This window comes from Streptomyces sp. SD31 (assembly GCF_052068475.1).
In the GTDB taxonomy this organism is placed as follows: domain Bacteria; phylum Actinomycetota; class Actinomycetes; order Streptomycetales; family Streptomycetaceae; genus Streptomyces.
Map to the genome: position 1 here is coordinate 189,544 of NZ_JBQHCX010000012.1, position 17,468 is coordinate 207,011.

At 70.2% G+C, this 17,468-nt stretch carries 15 protein-coding genes; 8 read left to right on the forward strand and 7 right to left on the reverse strand.

What is annotated here, in order from left to right:
* Positions 1 to 10 precede the first annotated feature (10 nt).
* Positions 11 to 748, forward strand: coding sequence for an LON peptidase substrate-binding domain-containing protein (locus ACTMVF_RS25920; RefSeq protein ID WP_441273507.1), 738 nt, complete (start codon positions 11 to 13; stop codon positions 746 to 748).
* A gap of 20 nt (positions 749 to 768) precedes the next feature.
* Entirely contained in the window at positions 769 to 1,275 is a 507-nt protein-coding gene (ybaK, locus tag ACTMVF_RS25925; RefSeq protein WP_441273508.1) for a Cys-tRNA(Pro) deacylase, read from the forward strand.
* A 368-nt stretch (positions 1,276 to 1,643) separates the two neighbouring features.
* Here ybaK and ACTMVF_RS25930 read toward each other — a convergent pair whose 3' ends face one another.
* From ACTMVF_RS25930 to ACTMVF_RS25945, 4 genes are all read right to left on the reverse strand, one after another.
* The gene (locus ACTMVF_RS25930; protein WP_441273509.1) at positions 1,644 to 2,405 is read right to left on the reverse strand and encodes an AAA family ATPase; all 762 of its coding nucleotides are present in this window, start codon (positions 2,403 to 2,405) and stop codon (positions 1,644 to 1,646) included.
* Positions 2,406 to 2,439: 34 nt separating this feature from the next.
* Positions 2,440 to 3,264 (reverse strand): ABC transporter permease, encoded by an 825-nt coding sequence (locus ACTMVF_RS25935; protein WP_441273510.1) that lies wholly within the window; start codon positions 3,262 to 3,264, stop codon positions 2,440 to 2,442.
* Between the two features lie 118 nt (positions 3,265 to 3,382).
* Positions 3,383 to 4,357 (reverse strand): ABC transporter ATP-binding protein, encoded by a 975-nt coding sequence (locus ACTMVF_RS25940; RefSeq protein WP_441273511.1) that lies wholly within the window; start codon positions 4,355 to 4,357, stop codon positions 3,383 to 3,385.
* Positions 4,358 to 4,568: 211 nt separating this feature from the next.
* Positions 4,569 to 5,789: an NYN domain-containing protein gene (locus ACTMVF_RS25945; RefSeq protein WP_441273512.1), complete on the reverse strand. Its 1,221-nt coding sequence runs from the start codon at positions 5,787 to 5,789 to the stop codon at positions 4,569 to 4,571.
* A gap of 246 nt (positions 5,790 to 6,035) precedes the next feature.
* Between ACTMVF_RS25945 and ACTMVF_RS25950 the strand changes: the two genes are divergently transcribed.
* Positions 6,036 to 6,200 carry a hypothetical protein gene (locus ACTMVF_RS25950; RefSeq protein ID WP_164904785.1) on the forward strand — a complete coding sequence of 55 codons (165 nt, stop codon included), beginning with the start codon at positions 6,036 to 6,038 and terminating at the stop codon, positions 6,198 to 6,200.
* A 92-nt stretch (positions 6,201 to 6,292) separates the two neighbouring features.
* Here the strand turns inward: ACTMVF_RS25950 and dnaE are convergent, their stop codons facing one another.
* The gene (gene dnaE, locus ACTMVF_RS25955; protein WP_441273513.1) at positions 6,293 to 9,832 is read right to left on the reverse strand and encodes a DNA polymerase III subunit alpha; all 3,540 of its coding nucleotides are present in this window, start codon (positions 9,830 to 9,832) and stop codon (positions 6,293 to 6,295) included.
* Positions 9,833 to 10,037: 205 nt separating this feature from the next.
* On the opposite strand from dnaE, the gene ACTMVF_RS25960 reads away from it, so the two are divergent.
* The 4 genes from ACTMVF_RS25960 (at position 10,038) to ACTMVF_RS25975 (ending at position 14,847) form a co-directional block, all read left to right on the forward strand.
* On the forward strand, positions 10,038 to 11,387 hold the full coding sequence (locus tag ACTMVF_RS25960; protein ID WP_441273514.1) for a DUF2252 domain-containing protein: 1,350 nt from the start codon (positions 10,038 to 10,040) through the stop codon (positions 11,385 to 11,387).
* Positions 11,388 to 11,476: 89 nt separating this feature from the next.
* Positions 11,477 to 12,175 carry a hypothetical protein gene (locus ACTMVF_RS25965; protein ID WP_441273515.1) on the forward strand — a complete coding sequence of 233 codons (699 nt, stop codon included), beginning with the start codon at positions 11,477 to 11,479 and terminating at the stop codon, positions 12,173 to 12,175.
* 77 nt (positions 12,176 to 12,252) lie between these two features.
* Positions 12,253 to 13,092, forward strand: coding sequence for a thioredoxin domain-containing protein (locus ACTMVF_RS25970; RefSeq protein WP_441273516.1), 840 nt, complete (start codon positions 12,253 to 12,255; stop codon positions 13,090 to 13,092).
* Positions 13,093 to 13,185: 93 nt separating this feature from the next.
* Positions 13,186 to 14,847, forward strand: a complete 1,662-nt coding sequence (locus ACTMVF_RS25975; RefSeq protein ID WP_441273517.1) for an alkaline phosphatase D family protein — start codon at positions 13,186 to 13,188, stop codon at positions 14,845 to 14,847.
* Between the two features lie 41 nt (positions 14,848 to 14,888).
* On the opposite strand, the gene ACTMVF_RS25980 is transcribed toward ACTMVF_RS25975, so the two are convergent.
* Positions 14,889 to 15,458 carry a dienelactone hydrolase family protein gene (locus ACTMVF_RS25980; protein ID WP_441273518.1) on the reverse strand — a complete coding sequence of 190 codons (570 nt, stop codon included), beginning with the start codon at positions 15,456 to 15,458 and terminating at the stop codon, positions 14,889 to 14,891.
* A gap of 94 nt (positions 15,459 to 15,552) precedes the next feature.
* Between ACTMVF_RS25980 and ACTMVF_RS25985 the strand changes: the two genes are divergently transcribed.
* Positions 15,553 to 16,683, forward strand: coding sequence for a mechanosensitive ion channel family protein (locus tag ACTMVF_RS25985; protein WP_441273519.1), 1,131 nt, complete (start codon positions 15,553 to 15,555; stop codon positions 16,681 to 16,683).
* A gap of 44 nt (positions 16,684 to 16,727) precedes the next feature.
* On the opposite strand, the gene ACTMVF_RS25990 is transcribed toward ACTMVF_RS25985, so the two are convergent.
* Positions 16,728 to 17,468 (reverse strand): SDR family NAD(P)-dependent oxidoreductase, encoded by a 741-nt coding sequence (locus ACTMVF_RS25990; RefSeq protein WP_403327223.1) that lies wholly within the window; start codon positions 17,466 to 17,468, stop codon positions 16,728 to 16,730.

Sequence of the window (17,468 nt, forward strand, 5' to 3'; positions counted from 1 at the left end):
CTTTGACGCCGTGACCGTCCGCCTTCCGCTCTTCCCCCTGAACTCGGTGCTGTTCCCGGGCCTCGTCCTTCCTCTGAACGTCTTCGAGGAGCGCTATCGCGCCATGATGCGCGATCTGCTGAAGACCCCCGAGGAGGAACCGCGCCGTTTCGCCGTCGTGGCGATCCGCGACGGCCACGAGGTGGCCCAGAGCGCGCCCGGCATGCCGGACCCCACGTCCATCCCCGAGCGCGGCCCCGCGGCGGGCTTCGGCCCGGACCCGGTCAAGGCGTTCCACGGGGTGGGCTGTGTGGCCGACGCGGCGACGATCCGGGAGCGGGCCGACGGCACGTTCGAGGTGCTGGCGACGGGAACGACGCGGGTCCGGCTGCTGTCGGTCGACGCCTCGGGCCCGTTCCTGACGGCGGAGCTGGAGGAGCTGCCGGATGAGCAGGGTGACGAGGCGGGGGCGCTGGCGGAAGGGGTGCTGCGCGCGTTCCGCCAGTACCAGAAGCGCCTGGCAGGCGCCCGCGAACGCAGTCTGTCCACCACGGCCGACCTCCCGGACCAGCCCTCGGTCGTCTCCTACCTGGTGGCGGCCGCGATGATGCTGGACACCCCGACGAAGCAGCGCCTGCTCCAGGCTCCGGACATCGCGTCCCGCCTGCGCGACGAGCTGAAACTCCTGCGCGCCGAGACCTCGATCATCCGTACTCTGCCGTCGCTGCCGGCGTCGGATCTGACGCGCGGCCCGACGAGTCTGAACTGAGCGGAACCGAGCGGAACGACATGGCGAAGAAGTCGAAGAAGACCCAGCAACCGGCCGGCGGCACGCCCGCGACGGTCGCCCTCTCGGCAGCGGGCGTCGAGTACACGCTCCACGCCTACGATCACGACCCCTCCCACCCGTCCTACGGCGAGGAGGCCGCGGAAGCGATGGGCGTCTCCCCCGACCGGGTCTTCAAGACCCTCGTGGCCGAGGTGGACGGCACCCTCACCGTGGCGGTGGTCCCGGTCGCCGGCCAGCTGGACCTCAAGGCCCTGGCATCGGCGGTCCACGGCAAGCGCGCCGCGATGGCCGACCCGGCCCTGGCGGAACGCACCACGGGCTACGTCCGGGGCGGCATCTCTCCCCTGGGCCAGCGCAAGAAGCTCCCCACGGTCGTGGACGCCTCGGCCGCCACCCACTCCACGATCTGCGTCTCGGCCGGCCGCCGCGGCCTGGAGGTCGAACTCTCCCCCGAAGCCCTGACCAAGCTCACGAACGCGACCCTCGCCCCCATCGGACGCGTGTAACCCCTCGACGAACCCCGCCCCCTCGGTTAAGTACGAGGGACATGTCGAAGAAAACGCGGAAACGCAAGTGGCGCACCAAGAAGGGCCGCTCGAACCATGGACGGCGCCCGGCATAGAACCCGAAGACGCCGATCTCGACGCGCCATCCAGCCCGTCCGACGTTCGGGGACGAGACCTCACCATCCCTTCACGACGCGGACGGCCACTCCCAGACACCGACCCGCGCATCCCAGCCCGTCCGGCGTTTGAGGACAAGGCCCGTTCAGGGCCGAAGCGGGGGTCTGGGGGCCGCAGGCCCCCAGGGGCCGGGGTCGAAGGGGCAGCGCCCCTGGTGGATGGGACGGGTAGGGGCGGCGGGGGCGAGAAACCTACGCCGGCGGCACCCCGTACGGCCCCTGCTGAGCCCCCGAAGGCTCCACCTGATACGGCTCCGCATCCCGAGGCCCGAACAACGCCGTCAACCCCAGATGCACCACCAACGCAGCCAGCGGCCACGCCAGCCACGCCCCCTTGGCGCCAAGCTTCAGCGGCGCCGAGAACGTAACCCCCTTGCCCACTTCCTTCGCGTGGCCGATCACATCCTCCGCAGGCCCCAGCCACACCCCGACCCGCCAGGCCAGCAACGCCCCGAGAAACCCCCCGAGGGCCAGCCCCACCACCAGCGGCACACCCCCACGCCGCCGCCAGACAAAGACGGCAACCGCACTCACCAGCCCGAACGCGAGCGCGAGCAGAGTGAACGTTCCGTCCACCCCGACCGCCTGCTCCCCCTCGGTGTCCTTGAAGTAGACGACCCAGCTCTTGTCGACGACATCCCCGACCAGCGGCACACTCGGCGCCAACCACCACCACAGCACCCCGAGCAGCGCTCCGAAGAGCGCCACCACGACCGCGACCACGGCGGCCTCTCGCACCTCGGTCTTCATCCCAGGACCGTCCTGTCCGTACGAGCCATATATGCCGTACGCGCCGTGAGAGCCATGAGAGCCGTGCGGACCTTGTGCCCCGGGAGGCGCGCCGTACACGGCGTCATACGGCCCGGAACCCGCGCGCCCGGCAGCGGGCTGCTGCCACGCGTGGTGGGAGGACTGGTCACGGGGCGGCGGCGGAGGAGTCAGCGGAGCGGTCACCCTGCCATCGTGCCAGGCGGAACTGTGCGACGCGTCACCGGACCGCAGCCCGGCGGTACGCCCAGGTGGCGACGGCCAGCGAGACGACGCCGACCCCTCCGCACACGGCGAGGTCACCCAGCACGAAGGCCCAGTCGGGGTGCGGCCCGAAGGTCCGCGCGAAGGCCTCCACGCCGTACGTCGACGGCAGCAGGTCACGCGCGAACCGCACCACCTCCGGCATCCGGTCGGCCGGCAGCACCCCCAGCAGCAGCGCCGCGGACATCCCCAACTGCCCGAGCAGCGTGGCCAGTTCGGGCCGCGGCGCGAGCAGTCCGAGCGCCGCGCCGAGCCCGGCGAGCGCGGCCCCGGCCAGCGGGATCACCGCGACGAGCACCCACAGGTGCGCCATCGGCAACCCGAACAGCACGCACCCGAAGAGCGCCGTCACCACGGTCCCCGGCACGGTGAAGGAGGCGTACGCCCCCGCTGCCCCGAGCACCACCGCGGCCGGCGGCACCGGCAGCGTGGCGTAGTGGTCGAGCCCGCCGCTGGCCCGCAGCTGCCCGAAGTACTGCGCGAGCAGGTTCAGCGCGACGAAGGCCACGACGAGCACCGCCGACCCGGCGACCACGGCCTGCGCCTCGGCACCTCCGTCCACGACCCCGCGCATCAGGACCATGATCCCGATCGACTGGAAGGTCGCCACGAACAGCAGCGGAATGCGCGCGACCCGGGCACGGGACAGCTGCGCCCGGTACACGGCGCACAGCGACGGCCACAGCCGCGCCCGCGGCCCGAGCTCGGCCGCGGCCGGACGGGCCGTCTCGTCCACGGCCAGGGCGCTGCCCGGCAGAACCTCGGCGGGTACGACACTCACGTGGCGCTGCTCCCTTTCACACGGGGGATCACTGGGGAGGTGGCCCTGTTCCGTACGGAGGCGCTGTTCCGCACCGAAGCCCTGTTCCGTACGGATACGGATGCGACAGTCTGCGTGCTCAAGCCTTCACCAGCCCCTGCTGCGCGGCCCCGCCCAGCTCCAGATAGACGTCCTCCAGGCTCGGCGTGGCCAGCGTGAAGTCGTCCAGCGCGGCGAAGGCGGCCCCGCCGGTGACGGTGGCGACGACCGCGCGGGCCTCCTCGGGGGCGAGCCGCAGCGTCCAGCGCCGCCCGGACTCGACGACCCGGTCCTGCAGCGCGGCGACCTCGGGCACCTCCAGGGGCGCCCGGTCCCGCCACAGCAGCTCGACCCGCACCTCGCCCGCGACCCGTTCCTTGAGCCCGGACGGCGTGTCACAGGCGATCACACGGCCCCGGTCGAGCACCGCGACCCGGTCGAGCACGGTCTCGGCCTCGATGACGTTGTGGGTGACGAGCAGCACGGTCGTCGCGCGCTCGGCCCGCCGCCGGTCCACAGCCGACCACACGGCCCGCCGCGCCACCGGGTCCATCGCGGTGGTCGGCTCGTCGAGCACGAGCAGCGGCCGCTCCCCGACCAGCGCGGCGGCGAAGCAGGCCAGCCGCCGCTGGCCACCGGACAGCTTCTTGATCGGCCGTCCGGCGAGCGGCCCGAGGCCCAGTTCGTCGAGTACGTCGTCCCGCTCGGCCCGCGCCTGCCGCACGTCCAGACCGCGCAGCCGCCCGGTCGTCTCGGCGGCGAGGGACACGGTCAGCTCGTCGAGGGCGGTCGACTCCTGCCCGAGGTAGGCGAGAATGCGCGCGGCCCGCTCCGGGTGCCGCACGATGTCGTGCCCGAGGATCTCCACACTGCCGGTGTCGGGCCGCATCAGCCCGGTGAGCTGCCGTACGAGGGTGGTCTTGCCGGCGCCGTTCGGGCCGAGCAGCCCGAAGATCTCGCCGCGCCGGATGTCCAGCCGTACGTCGTCGGTGGCGCGCACCTCGGGTGTTCCGGGCGCTCCGCGCCGCCCTCGTACCGCCGGATAGGTCTTGGTCAGCCCGCGCACGGCACACACGACATCCCCACTGTGCCGAAGTGCCTGTCCCGCGCGCGTACTCACAAGGGACGAGACTACGGGGTCCGGAACCCCGATCCGCCCTCGGGTCGGCCACTCGGCACAAACCGGCAGCTCGCCGCAGGAAATCCGCCGGTAACCCCAAATCCGCCGCAACGGCGCTCAACCCCGACGACGCGTCCGGGCGGCGTCGGGCTCCCCTCGGCCCGCGTCATTCGCCCACAGGGGCGTGCTCCGCGGCCGTCCGCACATCGATCTCCCGCCAGAACCCGGCTCGGATCGCGTACCGATCATGCTCGTCGATCTGGTCGTCCTTGTGCGCGAGCAACCCGAACCGAGCGGCGTACCGCAGCAGCTCCCCGTCGATCCGATGCGGGATCCGCGGATACATCCCGGAGAGCTTCTGCAGATGGCTCTGCTCCCCCAGCCGCTCCATCCACCGCCGGGCGAAGACCTGCCCCACCTCGTACGGATCACCGCCGACCGTGGTGATGTCCTCCTCCCGGTCGGCCCATCGCTGCTCCGCCGTGGTCAGCTGCGCGAGCGTCGGCATGGAGGCGGCGTCGGGCGGCTCGGCCGCGACGCCGGGCCGGTCGACCCACCCCTTGTCGGAGGACCAGCGCAGCGTCGCGCTCGCGGGGGGCTGGGCCGGCTGGACGCCGGGCGCGCGCAGGGCGGCGAGGTCCTTCGGCGTGGGCACGCCCTTGGGCGCCGGCACCCGCTCCTGCGTGCCGTTCTCCGAGGCGGTGGCCGCCGGGGCGTGTTCGCCCTCCTCGGCGGGCCGCTCGCCCCTCGCGCCGAGCGCGGAGTCGGGCAGCGGCGCGGAGAGGATCGCGGCGATCTCGGGCCGGGGCACGGGCGGCGGCGCGCAGACGCCGGTGAGCTCCTTGGCGCGTACGGCCTTGGTGATCCACGTACGGTCGAGCACGCGTCGTTCGTCGGCCTCGGCGACCAGGTCCTCGGACTGGTTGTAGTCCCCGTCGGCGGCCTGCACCGCCCACAGGTGTACGGCGACGCCGTGCTCCTTGGCGGCCATCATGCCCGGCAGCAGATCGCCGTCGCCGGTCACCAGCACCACGTCCGAGCAGGCGCGGTTGCGGGCCAGCTCGGTGAGCTCGGCGTGCATCGCGGCGTCCACGCCCTTCTGGGCCCAGCGACCGTCGCTTCGGGTCAGGGCGCCGAGGCGGACGGTGACCCGGGGCATCACACGCAGCCTGCGGTGCTCGGGCTGCGGGACGCGGTCGGGGGCGCCGTCGAACCAGTAGATGCGCAGCAGGGGCTGCTGCGTGTCGGACTCGGCGCGTTCGCGCAGCCCCTGGATGAGGGCGGTGTGGTCGACGGTGATCCGGGACCGGGAGGGCTCCCCGGCGAGGAGGCTCGCGGCGGCCCCCAGCAGATACCCGGCGTCCACCAGGACGATGCAGCGGTCCACGCGACTCACCCTCTTCCTGGGAGGTTTGCTTCGGGGCTTCCTTCGAGTCTGCCCGACCGCGCGGGGGTTAACGGGGCGAACTCGATCTTCGGCGTGGCGTTTCGGGGCATCGCCATCGCGGCGCGCCAGGCCTCACGCCCCGACAACCCCCGTTACACACGGTAATTATCCGAAATGCAGTCTTTGTCAGCCTATGTGAATCTGGTCCCGGCCCTGGCCCCTAGATCCCCCACAGGAGGCATCACCATGGCCAAGAACAAGAAGCAGGACCGGAAGCAGCCGCAGTCCGAGCGTGGTCAGCAGCAGGCCGAGCACTCCTCGATGGAGTCGCAGGCCGAGCAGCGCATCACGCAGGCGACACCGGGCGACATGGCCCGCAAGGGTCGGCAGAAGCGCTTCGGTCACAACTGACATCTGCATAACGGGTTGTTGAGACCCAGGCACAGGAAGAGGGGCGCACCCCATGCGGGGTGCGCCCCTCTCGCGTGTCGACCGGTGGCCGCTCAGCCCGCCAGGCAGGACGGACCGAGCAGCACCTTCAGGTCACCGAACAGCGCCGGGTCGGGCTTCACTCGGTGCCGGTCCAGCCGCAGCACCGTCGTCTTGGTCGGGCCCTGGAGCTTGATGCGCACCTCGCTGTCGCCCTTGTGGTGGCTGAGGATCTCGCCGAGGCGGTTGACCATCGGCGGGGTGACCCTGGTGGCCGGGATGGTGAGGACCACGGGCGCGTTGGTGCCCGCGTTCGACAGGTCGGGGACCTGGAGCTCCATCGCGACCAGCCGGGGCACGTCCTCGCGCTTGTCGAGGCGGCCCTTGACGAACACGACGGCGTCCTCGACGAGTTGGGTCGAGACGAGCTGGTACGTCGCCGGGAAGAACATGCACTCGATGGAACCGGCGAGATCCTCGACCGTGGCGATCGCCCAGGCGTTGCCCTGCTTGGTCATCTTGCGCTGGAGGCCGGAGATGATGCCGCCGATGGTCACCACCGCGCCGTCGGCGTGCTCGCCGCCCGTCAGCTGGGCGATGCCGGCGTCCGCCTTGTCGGACAGGACGTGCTCCAGGCCGAAGAGCGGGTGGTCGGAGACGTACAGACCGAGCATCTCCCGCTCCTGGGCGAGCAGATAGGTCTTGTCCCACTCCTCGTCCGTGAACTGCACGTCGAGTCCGAAGCCGGGCTCGTCGCTCTCCTCCTCGCCCATGCCGCCGAAGAGGTCGAACTGGCCCTCGGCCTCCTTGCGCTTGACCGCGACCACGTTGTCGATCATCGGCTCGAAGTGCGCGGTGAGGCCCTTGCGGGTGTGCCCCAGTGTGTCGAACGCGCCCGCCTTGATCAGCGACTCGGTGGTGCGCTTGTTGCAGGCGACCGCCTCGACCTTGTCGAGATAGTCGGGGAAGGAGGCGTACTTGCCCTTGGCCTTGCGGCTCTTGATGATCGACTCGACCACGTTCGTGCCGACGTTGCGCACCGCTTCGAGGCCGAAGAGGATCACGTCGTCGCCCTGGGCGGCGAAGTTGTGCACCGACTCGTTGACGTTCGGCGGGAGCACCTTGATGCCCATGCGGCGGCACTCGTTGAGGTAGACCGCCGACTTGTCCTTGTCGTCCTTGACGGAGGTCAGCAGCGCGGCCATGTACTCGGCGGGGTGGTTCGCCTTGAGGTAGGCGGTCCAGTACGAGACCAGTCCGTACGCGGCGGAGTGCGCCTTGTTGAACGCGTAGCCGGCGAACGGGACCAGCACGTCCCACAGGGCCTGGATGGCCTCGTCGCTGTAGCCCTTCTTGCGGGCGCCGTCCTGGAAGAGGACGAAGTTCTTCGCCAGTTCCTCGGGCTTCTTCTTGCCCATCACACGGCGGAGGATGTCGGCTTCGCCGAGCGAGTAGCCGGCGATGATCTGGGCGGCCTTCTGCACCTGCTCCTGGTAGACGATCAGGCCGTAGGTGACGTCCAGGACCTCCCTGAGGGGCTCTTCGAGCTCCTTGTGGATGGGGGTGATCTCCTGGAGCTTGTTCTTGCGCAGCGCGTAGTTGGTGTGCGAGTCCATGCCCATCGGGCCGGGACGGTAGAGCGCGGAGACGGCGGAGATGTCTTCGAAGTTGTCGGGCTTCATCAGGCGCAGCAGCGAGCGCATGGGGCCGCCATCGAACTGGAAGACGCCGAGGGTCTCGCCGCGCTGGAGCAGTTCGAAGGTCGTAGGGTCGTCCAGCGGGAGGCTCAGCAGCTCCAGGTCGATGCCCTTGTTGGACTTCACCATCTTGACGGCGTCGTCCATGATCGTCAGGTTGCGCAGACCGAGGAAGTCCATCTTCAGCAGGCCGAGCGACTCGCAGCTCGGGTAGTCCCACTGCGTGATGGTCACGCCGTCGGTGTGCCTGACCCAGACGGGCACGTGCTCGGTGATGGTCTCACTGGACATGATCACGCCGGCCGCGTGCACACCCATCTGCCGCACCAGGCCCTCGACGCCCTTCGCGGTGTCGATGACCTTCTTCACGTCCGGCTCGTTCTCGTACATCGCCCGGATCTCACCCGCCTCGCTGTAGCGGGGGTGCGAGGGGTCGGTGATGCCGTTCAGGTCGATGCCCTTGCCGAGGACGTCGGCGGGCATGGCCTTGGTCAGGCGGTCACCCATGGCGTACGGGTAGCCCAGCACGCGCGCGGAGTCCTTGATCGCGTTCTTCGCCTTGATCTTGCCGTAGGTGCCGATCATGGCGACCTTGTCGGCGCCGTACTTCTCGGTCACGTACCGGATCACCTCGACGCGCCGGCGCTCGTCGAAGTCGATGTCGACATCGGGCATCGAGATGCGCTCGGGGTTGAGGAACCGCTCGAAGATCAGGCCGTGCGGGATCGGGTCGAGGTCGGTGATGCCCATGGCGTACGCGACGATCGAACCGGCCGCGGAGCCTCGGCCGGGGCCGACCGCGATGCCGTTGTTCTTGGCCCACATGATGAAGTCGGCGACGACGAGGAAGTAGCCGGGGAAGCCCATCGAGATGATGACGTCCATCTCGTAGTCGGCCTGCTTCTGGCGGTCCTCGGGGATGCCGCCGGGGAAGCGGCGCTCCATGCCGCGGCGGACCTCCTCCTTGAACCAGGTGACCTCGGTGTAGCCCTCGGGGATGTCGAACTTGGGCATGAGGTTCTTGGCCTCGAACATGCCGGTGGTGTCGACCATCTCGGCGACGAGGAGGGTGTTGGCGCAGCCCTGCTGCCAGGCGTCCGAGGAGTCGATGGCGTACATCTCGTCCGTGGACTTCAGGTAGTAGCCGGTGCCGTCGAACTTGAAGCGGTCCGGGTCGGAGAGGTTCTTGCCGGTCTGGATGCACAGCAGCGCGTCGTGCGCGCCCGCCTCATGGGCGTAGGTGTAGTGCGAGTCGTTGGTGACCAGCGGGGGGATGCCGAGCTTCCTGCCGATCTCCAGCAGGCCGTCTCGGACCCGGTGCTCGATGTCGATGCCGTGGTCCATCAGCTCCAGGAAGTACTTGTCCTTGCCGAAGATGTCCTGGTAGTCGGCGGCCGCCTTGAGGGCCTCCTCCTCCTGGCCCAGCCGCAGCCGGGTCTGGACCTCGCCGGAGGGGCAGCCGGTGGAGGCGACGATCCCCTCGGACCACTGCGAGATGGTCTCCTTGTCCATCCGGGGCCACTTCTGCAGCCAGCCCTCGGCGTACGCGTCCGAGGACAGCCGGAAGAGGTTGTGCAGGCCCGTCTTGTTCACGGCCCACATCGTCTTGTGGGTGTAACCACCCGAACCGGAGACGTCGTCCCGCTTCTGGTGCGGCTGGCCCCACTGGATCTTGCGCTTGTTGCGCCGGGACTCGGGGGCGACATACGCCTCAATCCCGATGATCGGGGTGACTCCGGCCTTCTTCGCGGAGTGGAAGAAGTCGTACGCCCCGTGAAGGTTGCCGTGGTCGGACATGGCGATGTGCGTCATGCCCATCTCGTTGCAGGCGTTGAACATGTCCTTCAGCCGCGCGGCACCGTCCAGCAGCGAGTACTGGGTGTGGACGTGCAGGTGCGTGAACGGCGGCTTTGACACGGTGCGGCCTCCAAAGGAAACGCTCGGCAACGGGCTGGCGGACAGTCCTGGGGTCAGCGTCGAAGTCTATGCCTCGGGACTGACACCGGGCGGGCTCCCCCGCGTACCTTCACAGCGAGGGTCGCGGGCACTTCCGGGTGCCCTCACCCGTTGGAGACGACAGAAACGCTGTCGTACACGTTCATGCACCAGGAGGCACCCAGCGATGTCGGTCCCCCAGCTCAACGGCGAGCAGCGCGGCGACGAGATCCTCGCCGTCTTCGACACCGCCTTCGGCGAGCTCCTGGCCGCCGACCCGGCCGCGTTCCGCGTGAAGTTCCGGAAGATGGCGGCCTCGGCGTTCGCGTTCTACCGCGGCACGGCGTGCCTCTTCTACCACGACCTGGACGCCGAGAACGCCGGGCGGGGCGGCGGGAAGATATACAGCGGACCGTACCTCGACGAGCGCACCTCGCGCGTGTGGATCCACGGCGACCTGCACGCCGAGAACTTCGGCACGTACATGGACGCCAACGGCCGGCTGATCTTCAACGTCAACGACTTCGACGAGGCGTACGTCGGCCCCTTCACCTGGGACCTCAAGCGCTTCGCCGCCTCGATCGCCCTCATCGGGTACGCCAAGGCGCTCAGCGACGAGCAGATCACCGAGCTGGTGCAGATCTACGCGGGCGCGTACCGCGAGCGTGTGCACGCCCTGGCCACCGGCGCCAAGAGCGACGAGGTCCCGCCGTTCACGCTGGACACCGCCCAGGGCCCGCTCCTGGACGCGCTGCGCGACGCCCGCGCCCTGACCCGCTTCGGGCTGCTGGACTCGATGACCGAGATCCGGGACTTCGAGCGCCGCTTCGCTTCGGGCGGCGGCTCCATCGAGCTGGACGCGGCCACGCGCTACAAGGTGCTCGCGGCCTTCGACGGCTACCTGGAGACGCTGCCGGACTCCTCGCTGGCCCGCCCGGACTCGTACCGGGTGAAGGACGTGGTGGGCCGGCGCGGCATCGGCATCGGATCGGCCGGGCTGCCGTCGTACAACATCCTTCTGGAGGGCCACAGCGACGCCCTGGAGAACGATGTCGTGATCTACATCAAGCAGGCTCAGACCCCGGCCGTCTCCCGCCACATCACCGACCCGGCGATCCGCCAGTACTTCCAGCACGAGGGGCACCGCACGGTGATCTCCCAGCGCGCCCTGCAGGCGCACGCCGACCCGTGGCTGGGCTGGACCGAGCTGGACGGCGCGGGCCAGCTGGTCGCCGAGGTCTCGCCGTACGCCGTGGACCTGGACTGGGGCGACATCGACGACCCGGAGGAGATCGCGGCGGTCGTCGCCGACCTCGGCCGGGCCACGGCCACGATGCACGCGGCGGCAGACGACACCTCCGGCGAGTCCCTGGTGCCGTTCTCCACCGAGCGGGCCATCGACGCGGCGATCGCGGCCGACGAGGACGGCTTCGCGGAGCTCCTGGCCGACTTCGCGCACGACTACGGCGCACGCGCGCGTGCCGACCACCAGATCTTCGTGGACCTGTTCCGCAACGGCCGGATTCCGGGTCTGTGACGGAAAGGCCGCACACCGGCGCGCACCGGCCGCTCACAGGCACCCTTTAAGGGTCTCTTACAGGCCTACGTGACACACTCTCCTCCGCTATGGACATATCCGGGACCCAGCTACGAGCCGTACGCGCGGCGCTGTTCACGTCACTCGTCGTGACGCTCAGCACCGCGTCGCACGTGCTGCTGTCCCGGGCCCCGTTGCCGCTGAACACGGTGGCCCTGCTCGCGGCCGCCATGTTCGTCCTCGCGTACACCCTGGCCGGCCGCGAGCGCAGCTTCGGGCGGATCGCCGCCCTGCTGATCCCGCTGGAGCTGGCCGCCGACACGATCCTCACCACCGGCCAGCACGTCTGTTACGGCAAGGCGGGCGGCCCGGTCGCCGGCCCGCTGGCCTCGGTCGGCTGGGACGTGCTGTGCGGCGACGGCACCCAGGTCGGCACCCCCCTGGCCCAGGTCACCGGCACCGACCCCGACCGGCTCGGCGGTCTCCTCGCCCACGCCGACCCGGCCACCGCCTGGCTGCTGCTCGGCGCGCACGTCTCGGTCGGCCTCCTCGCCGCCGCCTGGCTGCGCCGCGGCGAGCGGGCCCTGGCCCAGTTGCTGAGCGCGGTGACGGCGACCACGTTCCGCCCGCTGCTGCTGGCGGTCGCCGCGGTGACGGTGCGCCGGATCACACCGGCCCGCCGCCTGCCGCGCCCCTCCGGCCGTACGGCCACCGCCCGCAGCCTCCTCCTCGTGCACTCCCTGGGACGGCGTGGACCGCCGTGCTCGCCCGCCTTCACCTGCGCGTGAACGGCATCTGAGCAGCACAGCCCACCCATACGTATCCCGCACACACACGTGTGCGTGTCCCTCTGGAGATCACCAACATGAGCAAGCGGAACAGCCAGGCAGCGAAGACGGCGGCCCGGGAGCGGCTGCGCGCCGAGCGCGAGCGCGAGGCCAAGCGGGCGAAGGTCAGGCGGCAGATCATCGTCGCCTGCTCGGTCGTCGGCGTACTGGCGGCGGCCGGCGGCATAGGCTACGCCGTCGTCCAGGCCAGCAAGCCCAGCCACTGGGAGGCGGTGAAGGACGAGAAGGTCGTCGCCCCGGCGCACACCACGGGTACGAACGGCACGACCGTCGTCATCGGCAAGGACAGCGCCAAGAAGACCCTCAAGATCTACGAGGACCCGCGCTGTCCCGTCTGCGCCTCGTTCGAGCAGGCCGCCGGTTCGGTCGTCGACAAGGACATCGCGGCCGGCAAGTACAAGATGCAGTTCATCGGTGGCACGTTCCTCGACGGCGACCAGCTGCAGGACGGCAAGATCGGCGCCAACGCCGAGGGCTCCAAGAACGCGATGAGCGCCCTGGGCGCCGCGCTGAACGTGAGCACGGATGCGTTCCTCGAGTACAAGACCGCGCTCTACTCGGCGAAGTACCACCCGGAGGAGTCGGACGACAAGTTCAAGGACGACGACTACCTCATCGAGATCGCGGACTCCGTCCCCGCTCTCAAGAACAACACCAAGTTCGAGAATGCCGTGAAGAACGGCACGTACGACGCCTGGGCGCTGGCCATGTCGAAGGCCTTCGACACCAACAAGGACGGCGTGACGGGGACCCCCAGCTTCGTCATGGACGGCAAGCAGCTGAAGACCTCCGGCCCCAACCAGCCGTGGACGGCGGAGGAGTTCACCAAGGCGGTGGACGCGGCCCTCAAGGGCTGACGTCGACTGGGAAGTCGACCTTCGTATGAAAGGCGGGCGAACTTTCCCGGGTTCGCCCGCCTCTGTTCATACCGATCAGTAACCTGATCGGCTGTGACCAGTCGATACAGATCATCCGAGCAGCTCAACTCCCTTACTCCTCGCCGCCGTACGGTCGTCAAGGCCGCGGCGGCGACGGCTGTCCTGGCCGGCCCGCTCGCCGCCGCTATGCCCGCCCGGGCCGCCGAACAGACCCCCGCCTTCCTGCACGGCGTCGCCTCCGGCGACCCGCTGCCCGACGGCGTCCTGCTGTGGACCCGGGTGACTCCGACCGCCGAGGCCGTACCCGGCTCCGGGCTCGGCCCGGACACCGAGGTCAGCTGGATCGTCGCCCGGGACAAGGCGCTGACGAACATCGTCGCCAAAGGCTCGACCACCGCGACCGCCGCCTCCGACCACACCGTCAAGGCCGACATACGCGGCCTGGAGCCGGCCACGGACTACTGGTTCCGCTTCTCGGCGGGCGGCACGGACTCCCCGGTGGCGCGTACCCGCACCGCGCCGGCGGCGAGCGCGTCCGTGTCCAACCTCCGCTTCGGCGTGGTCTCCTGCGCCAACTGGGAGGGCGGCTACTTCGCCTCGTACCGCCATCTCGCCGCCCGCGGCGACCTTGACGCGTGGCTCCACCTCGGCGACTACATCTACGAGTACGGCACCGGCGAGTACGGCACGCGCGGCACCGTCGTACGCCAGACCGCGCCCACCCACGAGATCCTCACGCTCGCCGACTACCGCGTCCGGCACGGCAAGTACAAGACGGACCCCGATCTGCAGGCCCTGCACACGAAGGCGCCGGTCATCGCGATCTGGGACGACCACGAGATCGCCAACGACGCCTGGTCCGGCGGCGCCGAGAACCACACCGAGGGCGCCGAGGGCACCTGGGCCGCACGTCAGGCCGCCGCCAAGCAGGCCTACTTCGAGTGGATGCCGGTGCGCCCGGCGATCGCCGGCACCACCTACCGCCGCTTGCGCTTCGGCAAGCTCGCCGACCTCTCCCTGCTCGACCTGCGCTCCTTCCGCTCGCAGCAGGTGAAGGTCGGCAACGGTGAGGTCGACGACCCGGACCGTACGCTCACCGGGCGGGCCCAACTGGACTGGCTGAAGGCGGGGCTGAAGTCCTCCGACACCACCTGGCGGCTGGTCGGCAACTCGGTGATGATCTCGCCGTTCGCGATCGGCTCCCTCACCGCGGACCTGCTCAAGCCGCTGGCCAAGCTGATGGGCCTGCCGCAGGAGGGCCTCGCCCTCAACCCGGACCAGTGGGACGGCTACACGGACGACCGCCGGGAGCTGCTCGCCCACCTGCGCTCGAACGCGATCCGCAACACCGTGTTCCTGACCGGCGACATCCACATGGCGTGGGCCAACGACGTGCCGGTGGACGCCGGTACCTACCCGCTGTCCGCCTCCGCCGCCACGGAGTTCGTCGTCACGTCGGTCACCTCGGACAACCTCGACGACATCGTCAAGGTCCCCGAGGGCACGGTCTCCGCGATCGCCGCGCCGGTCATCAAGGCCGCCAACCGGCACGTCCACTGGGTCGACACCGACCGCCACGGCTACGGCGTCCTGGACATCACGGCCGAGCGGGCGCAGATGGACTACTACGTCCTGTCCGACAAGACCAGGAAGGACGCGACCGCCTCCTGGGCGCGCTCGTACCGCACGCGCAGCGGGACGCAGAAGGTCGAGCGGACGTACGACCCCGTCTGACAGCCCCTGCCCCTCGGTCGGCTGACAGCCGCTGACGGCCGCTAGAGGGTTTCGAGGAAGCCGAGCGCCACCCGCCAGGTGGCCTCGGCGGCCTCCTCGTCGTAGTCCGGCAGGTCGGGGTCGGTGAACAGGTGGCCCGCCCCGGCGTATCTGTACACCTCGACGTCGGCGCCCGCTCTGCCCATCTGCAGATACCAGGCGCTCAGCCAGTCGTCCGTCTCGAACGGGTCCGGCTCGGCGACATGCAGCTGCACCGGCAGCTCGTCCACCGAGGCGTTCGCCGCGATGTCCGAGGTGCCGTGCAGGAGCAGCACCCCGCGCGCCTTCTCGTCGCCGAGAGCGAGGGTCTGCGCGATGGAGGCGCCGAGCGAGAACCCGGCGTACACGAGGCCTCGCTCCGAGTAGGGCGCGGCGGCGAGCACGGCCCGCTTCAGCAGCTCGTCCTTGCCGATCCGGTCGTGGTACTCCATGCCTTCCTCGACCGTCTCGAACGTGCGCCCCTCGAAGAGGTCCGGCGTCCACACCTCGTGTCCGGCGGCGCGCAGCCGTTCCGCGGCCTGGCGCACCGCGGGCCTGAGGCCATAGGTCGAGTGAAAGAGCATGATGTTCATGAGGCCATGGTGCCAGCCGGGTACGACAACGCCGTGACCACCGCCTCACCGACGCACATGTTCATGACCCCCCTCGGCTGGTTACGTTCGGGGGATGGAGAACATACTCCGACCACTGATCGTGATCGGCGGCTCGGTTCTGCTCACCGTGATCATCGGGTGGGCCACCGACCGCCTGATGCGCAAGGCCGACGACCGGCACAGTGAGACGCCGCTGTGGGGTCTGCTGCGCCGCAGCCGCGTCCCCTACCAGCTCGTTCTGTGCACGGCCCTGCTCAGAGCGTCGTACCACGAGGCCGACCTGCTCCCCGAGCACCGGGAGGCCGTCGGACGGTTGCTGACCCTGGTGCTGATCGGGGCGACGGCCTGGCTGGCGATCCGGATCGCGGCGGCGATCGTGGAGACCTCGTACAGCCGCTATGCCCGCGTCCACCGTGACGCGGCCCGGGTCCGACGGGTGCGCACCCAGGTGACACTGATCATGCGCGTGGTGTCGGCGGTCGTCGGCGTGGTGGCCGTCGCCGCGATGCTGCTGACGTTCCCGGCGTTCCGCGCGGCCGGCGCCTCGCTGCTGGCCTCGGCCGGCATCCTCGGCATCGTCGCCGGTGTCGCGGCCCAGTCCACGCTGAGCAACATGTTCGCCGGGTTCCAGATCGCCTTCGGCGACATGGTGCGCCTCGGGGACACGGTCGTGGTGGACGGCGAGTGGGGCACGGTCGAGGAGATCACGCTGACGTTCCTGACGGTGCGCACGTGGGACGAACGCCGGATCACGATGCCGGTGTCGTACTTCACCTCGAAGGCCTTCGAGAACTGGTCACGCGGCGGCGCCCAGATGACCGGCACCGTCTTCCTCCACCTCGACCACTCGGCACCGATGGAGAAGATGCGCGAGCGGCTCCGCGACATCCTGCGCGCGTGCCCGGCGTGGGACGGCCGCGACTACGGCCTGGTCGTCACGGACTCGACACCGAGCACGATGGAGGTGCGGGCCCTGGTCACGGCGAAGGACGCGGACGACCTGTGGACGGTACGGGTCACCGTGCGCGAGCAGCTCATCGGCTGGCTGGCCGAACAGCACCCGTACGCGCTGCCACGCGTCAACGCGACGGACGCGGCGCTGCCGCCCGGCTTCCCCGTCCCCGGTGCCGTGCCCGGCCGCGTCCCGGCCCGCCGCACGCACCAGCACGACCACCAGCCGGCGGCGCGCCCGGAGCGTCCCTGAGCCTCACCGACCGTTTCTGCCCGCATCCGACCGGCCCTGACCGTTCAGTGGCCGCGCTCGGCCCCGCCGTTGACCTGGATGATCTGCGAGGTGATGTGCCCGGCGGCGTGGGACGCCAGCCAGTGCAGGGTCGCGGCGACGTCCCCCGGCGTGGCGGCCCGCCCGGTCGAGGTCTCCGCGACGAGCCGCTCGTGCCGCTCCCGGTCCATCGTGTCGCCGAAGAAGTCGGTGTCCTCGACATAGCCGGGCGCGACCACATTCACGGTGATCCCGCGCGGCCCCAACTGCCGGGCCAGATCATGGGCGTACGGATGCAGCGCCGCCTTGGACGCCGCGTACGCCCCGCTGCCGGACCCCCGGAACGCGGCGATGGAGCTGAGGAACAGCACCCGCCCGCCGGGGTCGGCGAGCCGGTCCTTCAGCGCCTCGGTGAGCAGGGCCGCGGTCAGGGTGTTGAGGCCGAAGTTGAGGGTCCAGTTGTGCAGGACGACATCGAGGGGTTCGTCGCTGTCCACCGTGGGCTCCAGGTAGCCGGCGCCTCCGGCGCTGTGGATCAGTACGTCCACGGTGCCGAACTCCGACGCCACGAACCGCTCCACGCCCCGCACGCCGCGCGGCTTGCTCAGATCCGCCGCATATGTGAGGGCCCCGCGCACACCGGCCTGCTCCAGCACCTCGGCGCGCCGCCCGAGCAGCAGCACCTGATCCCCGTCCGCCGCGAAGAGCTGCGCCGCCGCGAGCCCGATTCCTGTACCGCCACCACTGATGACAACGTTGCGAGCCAT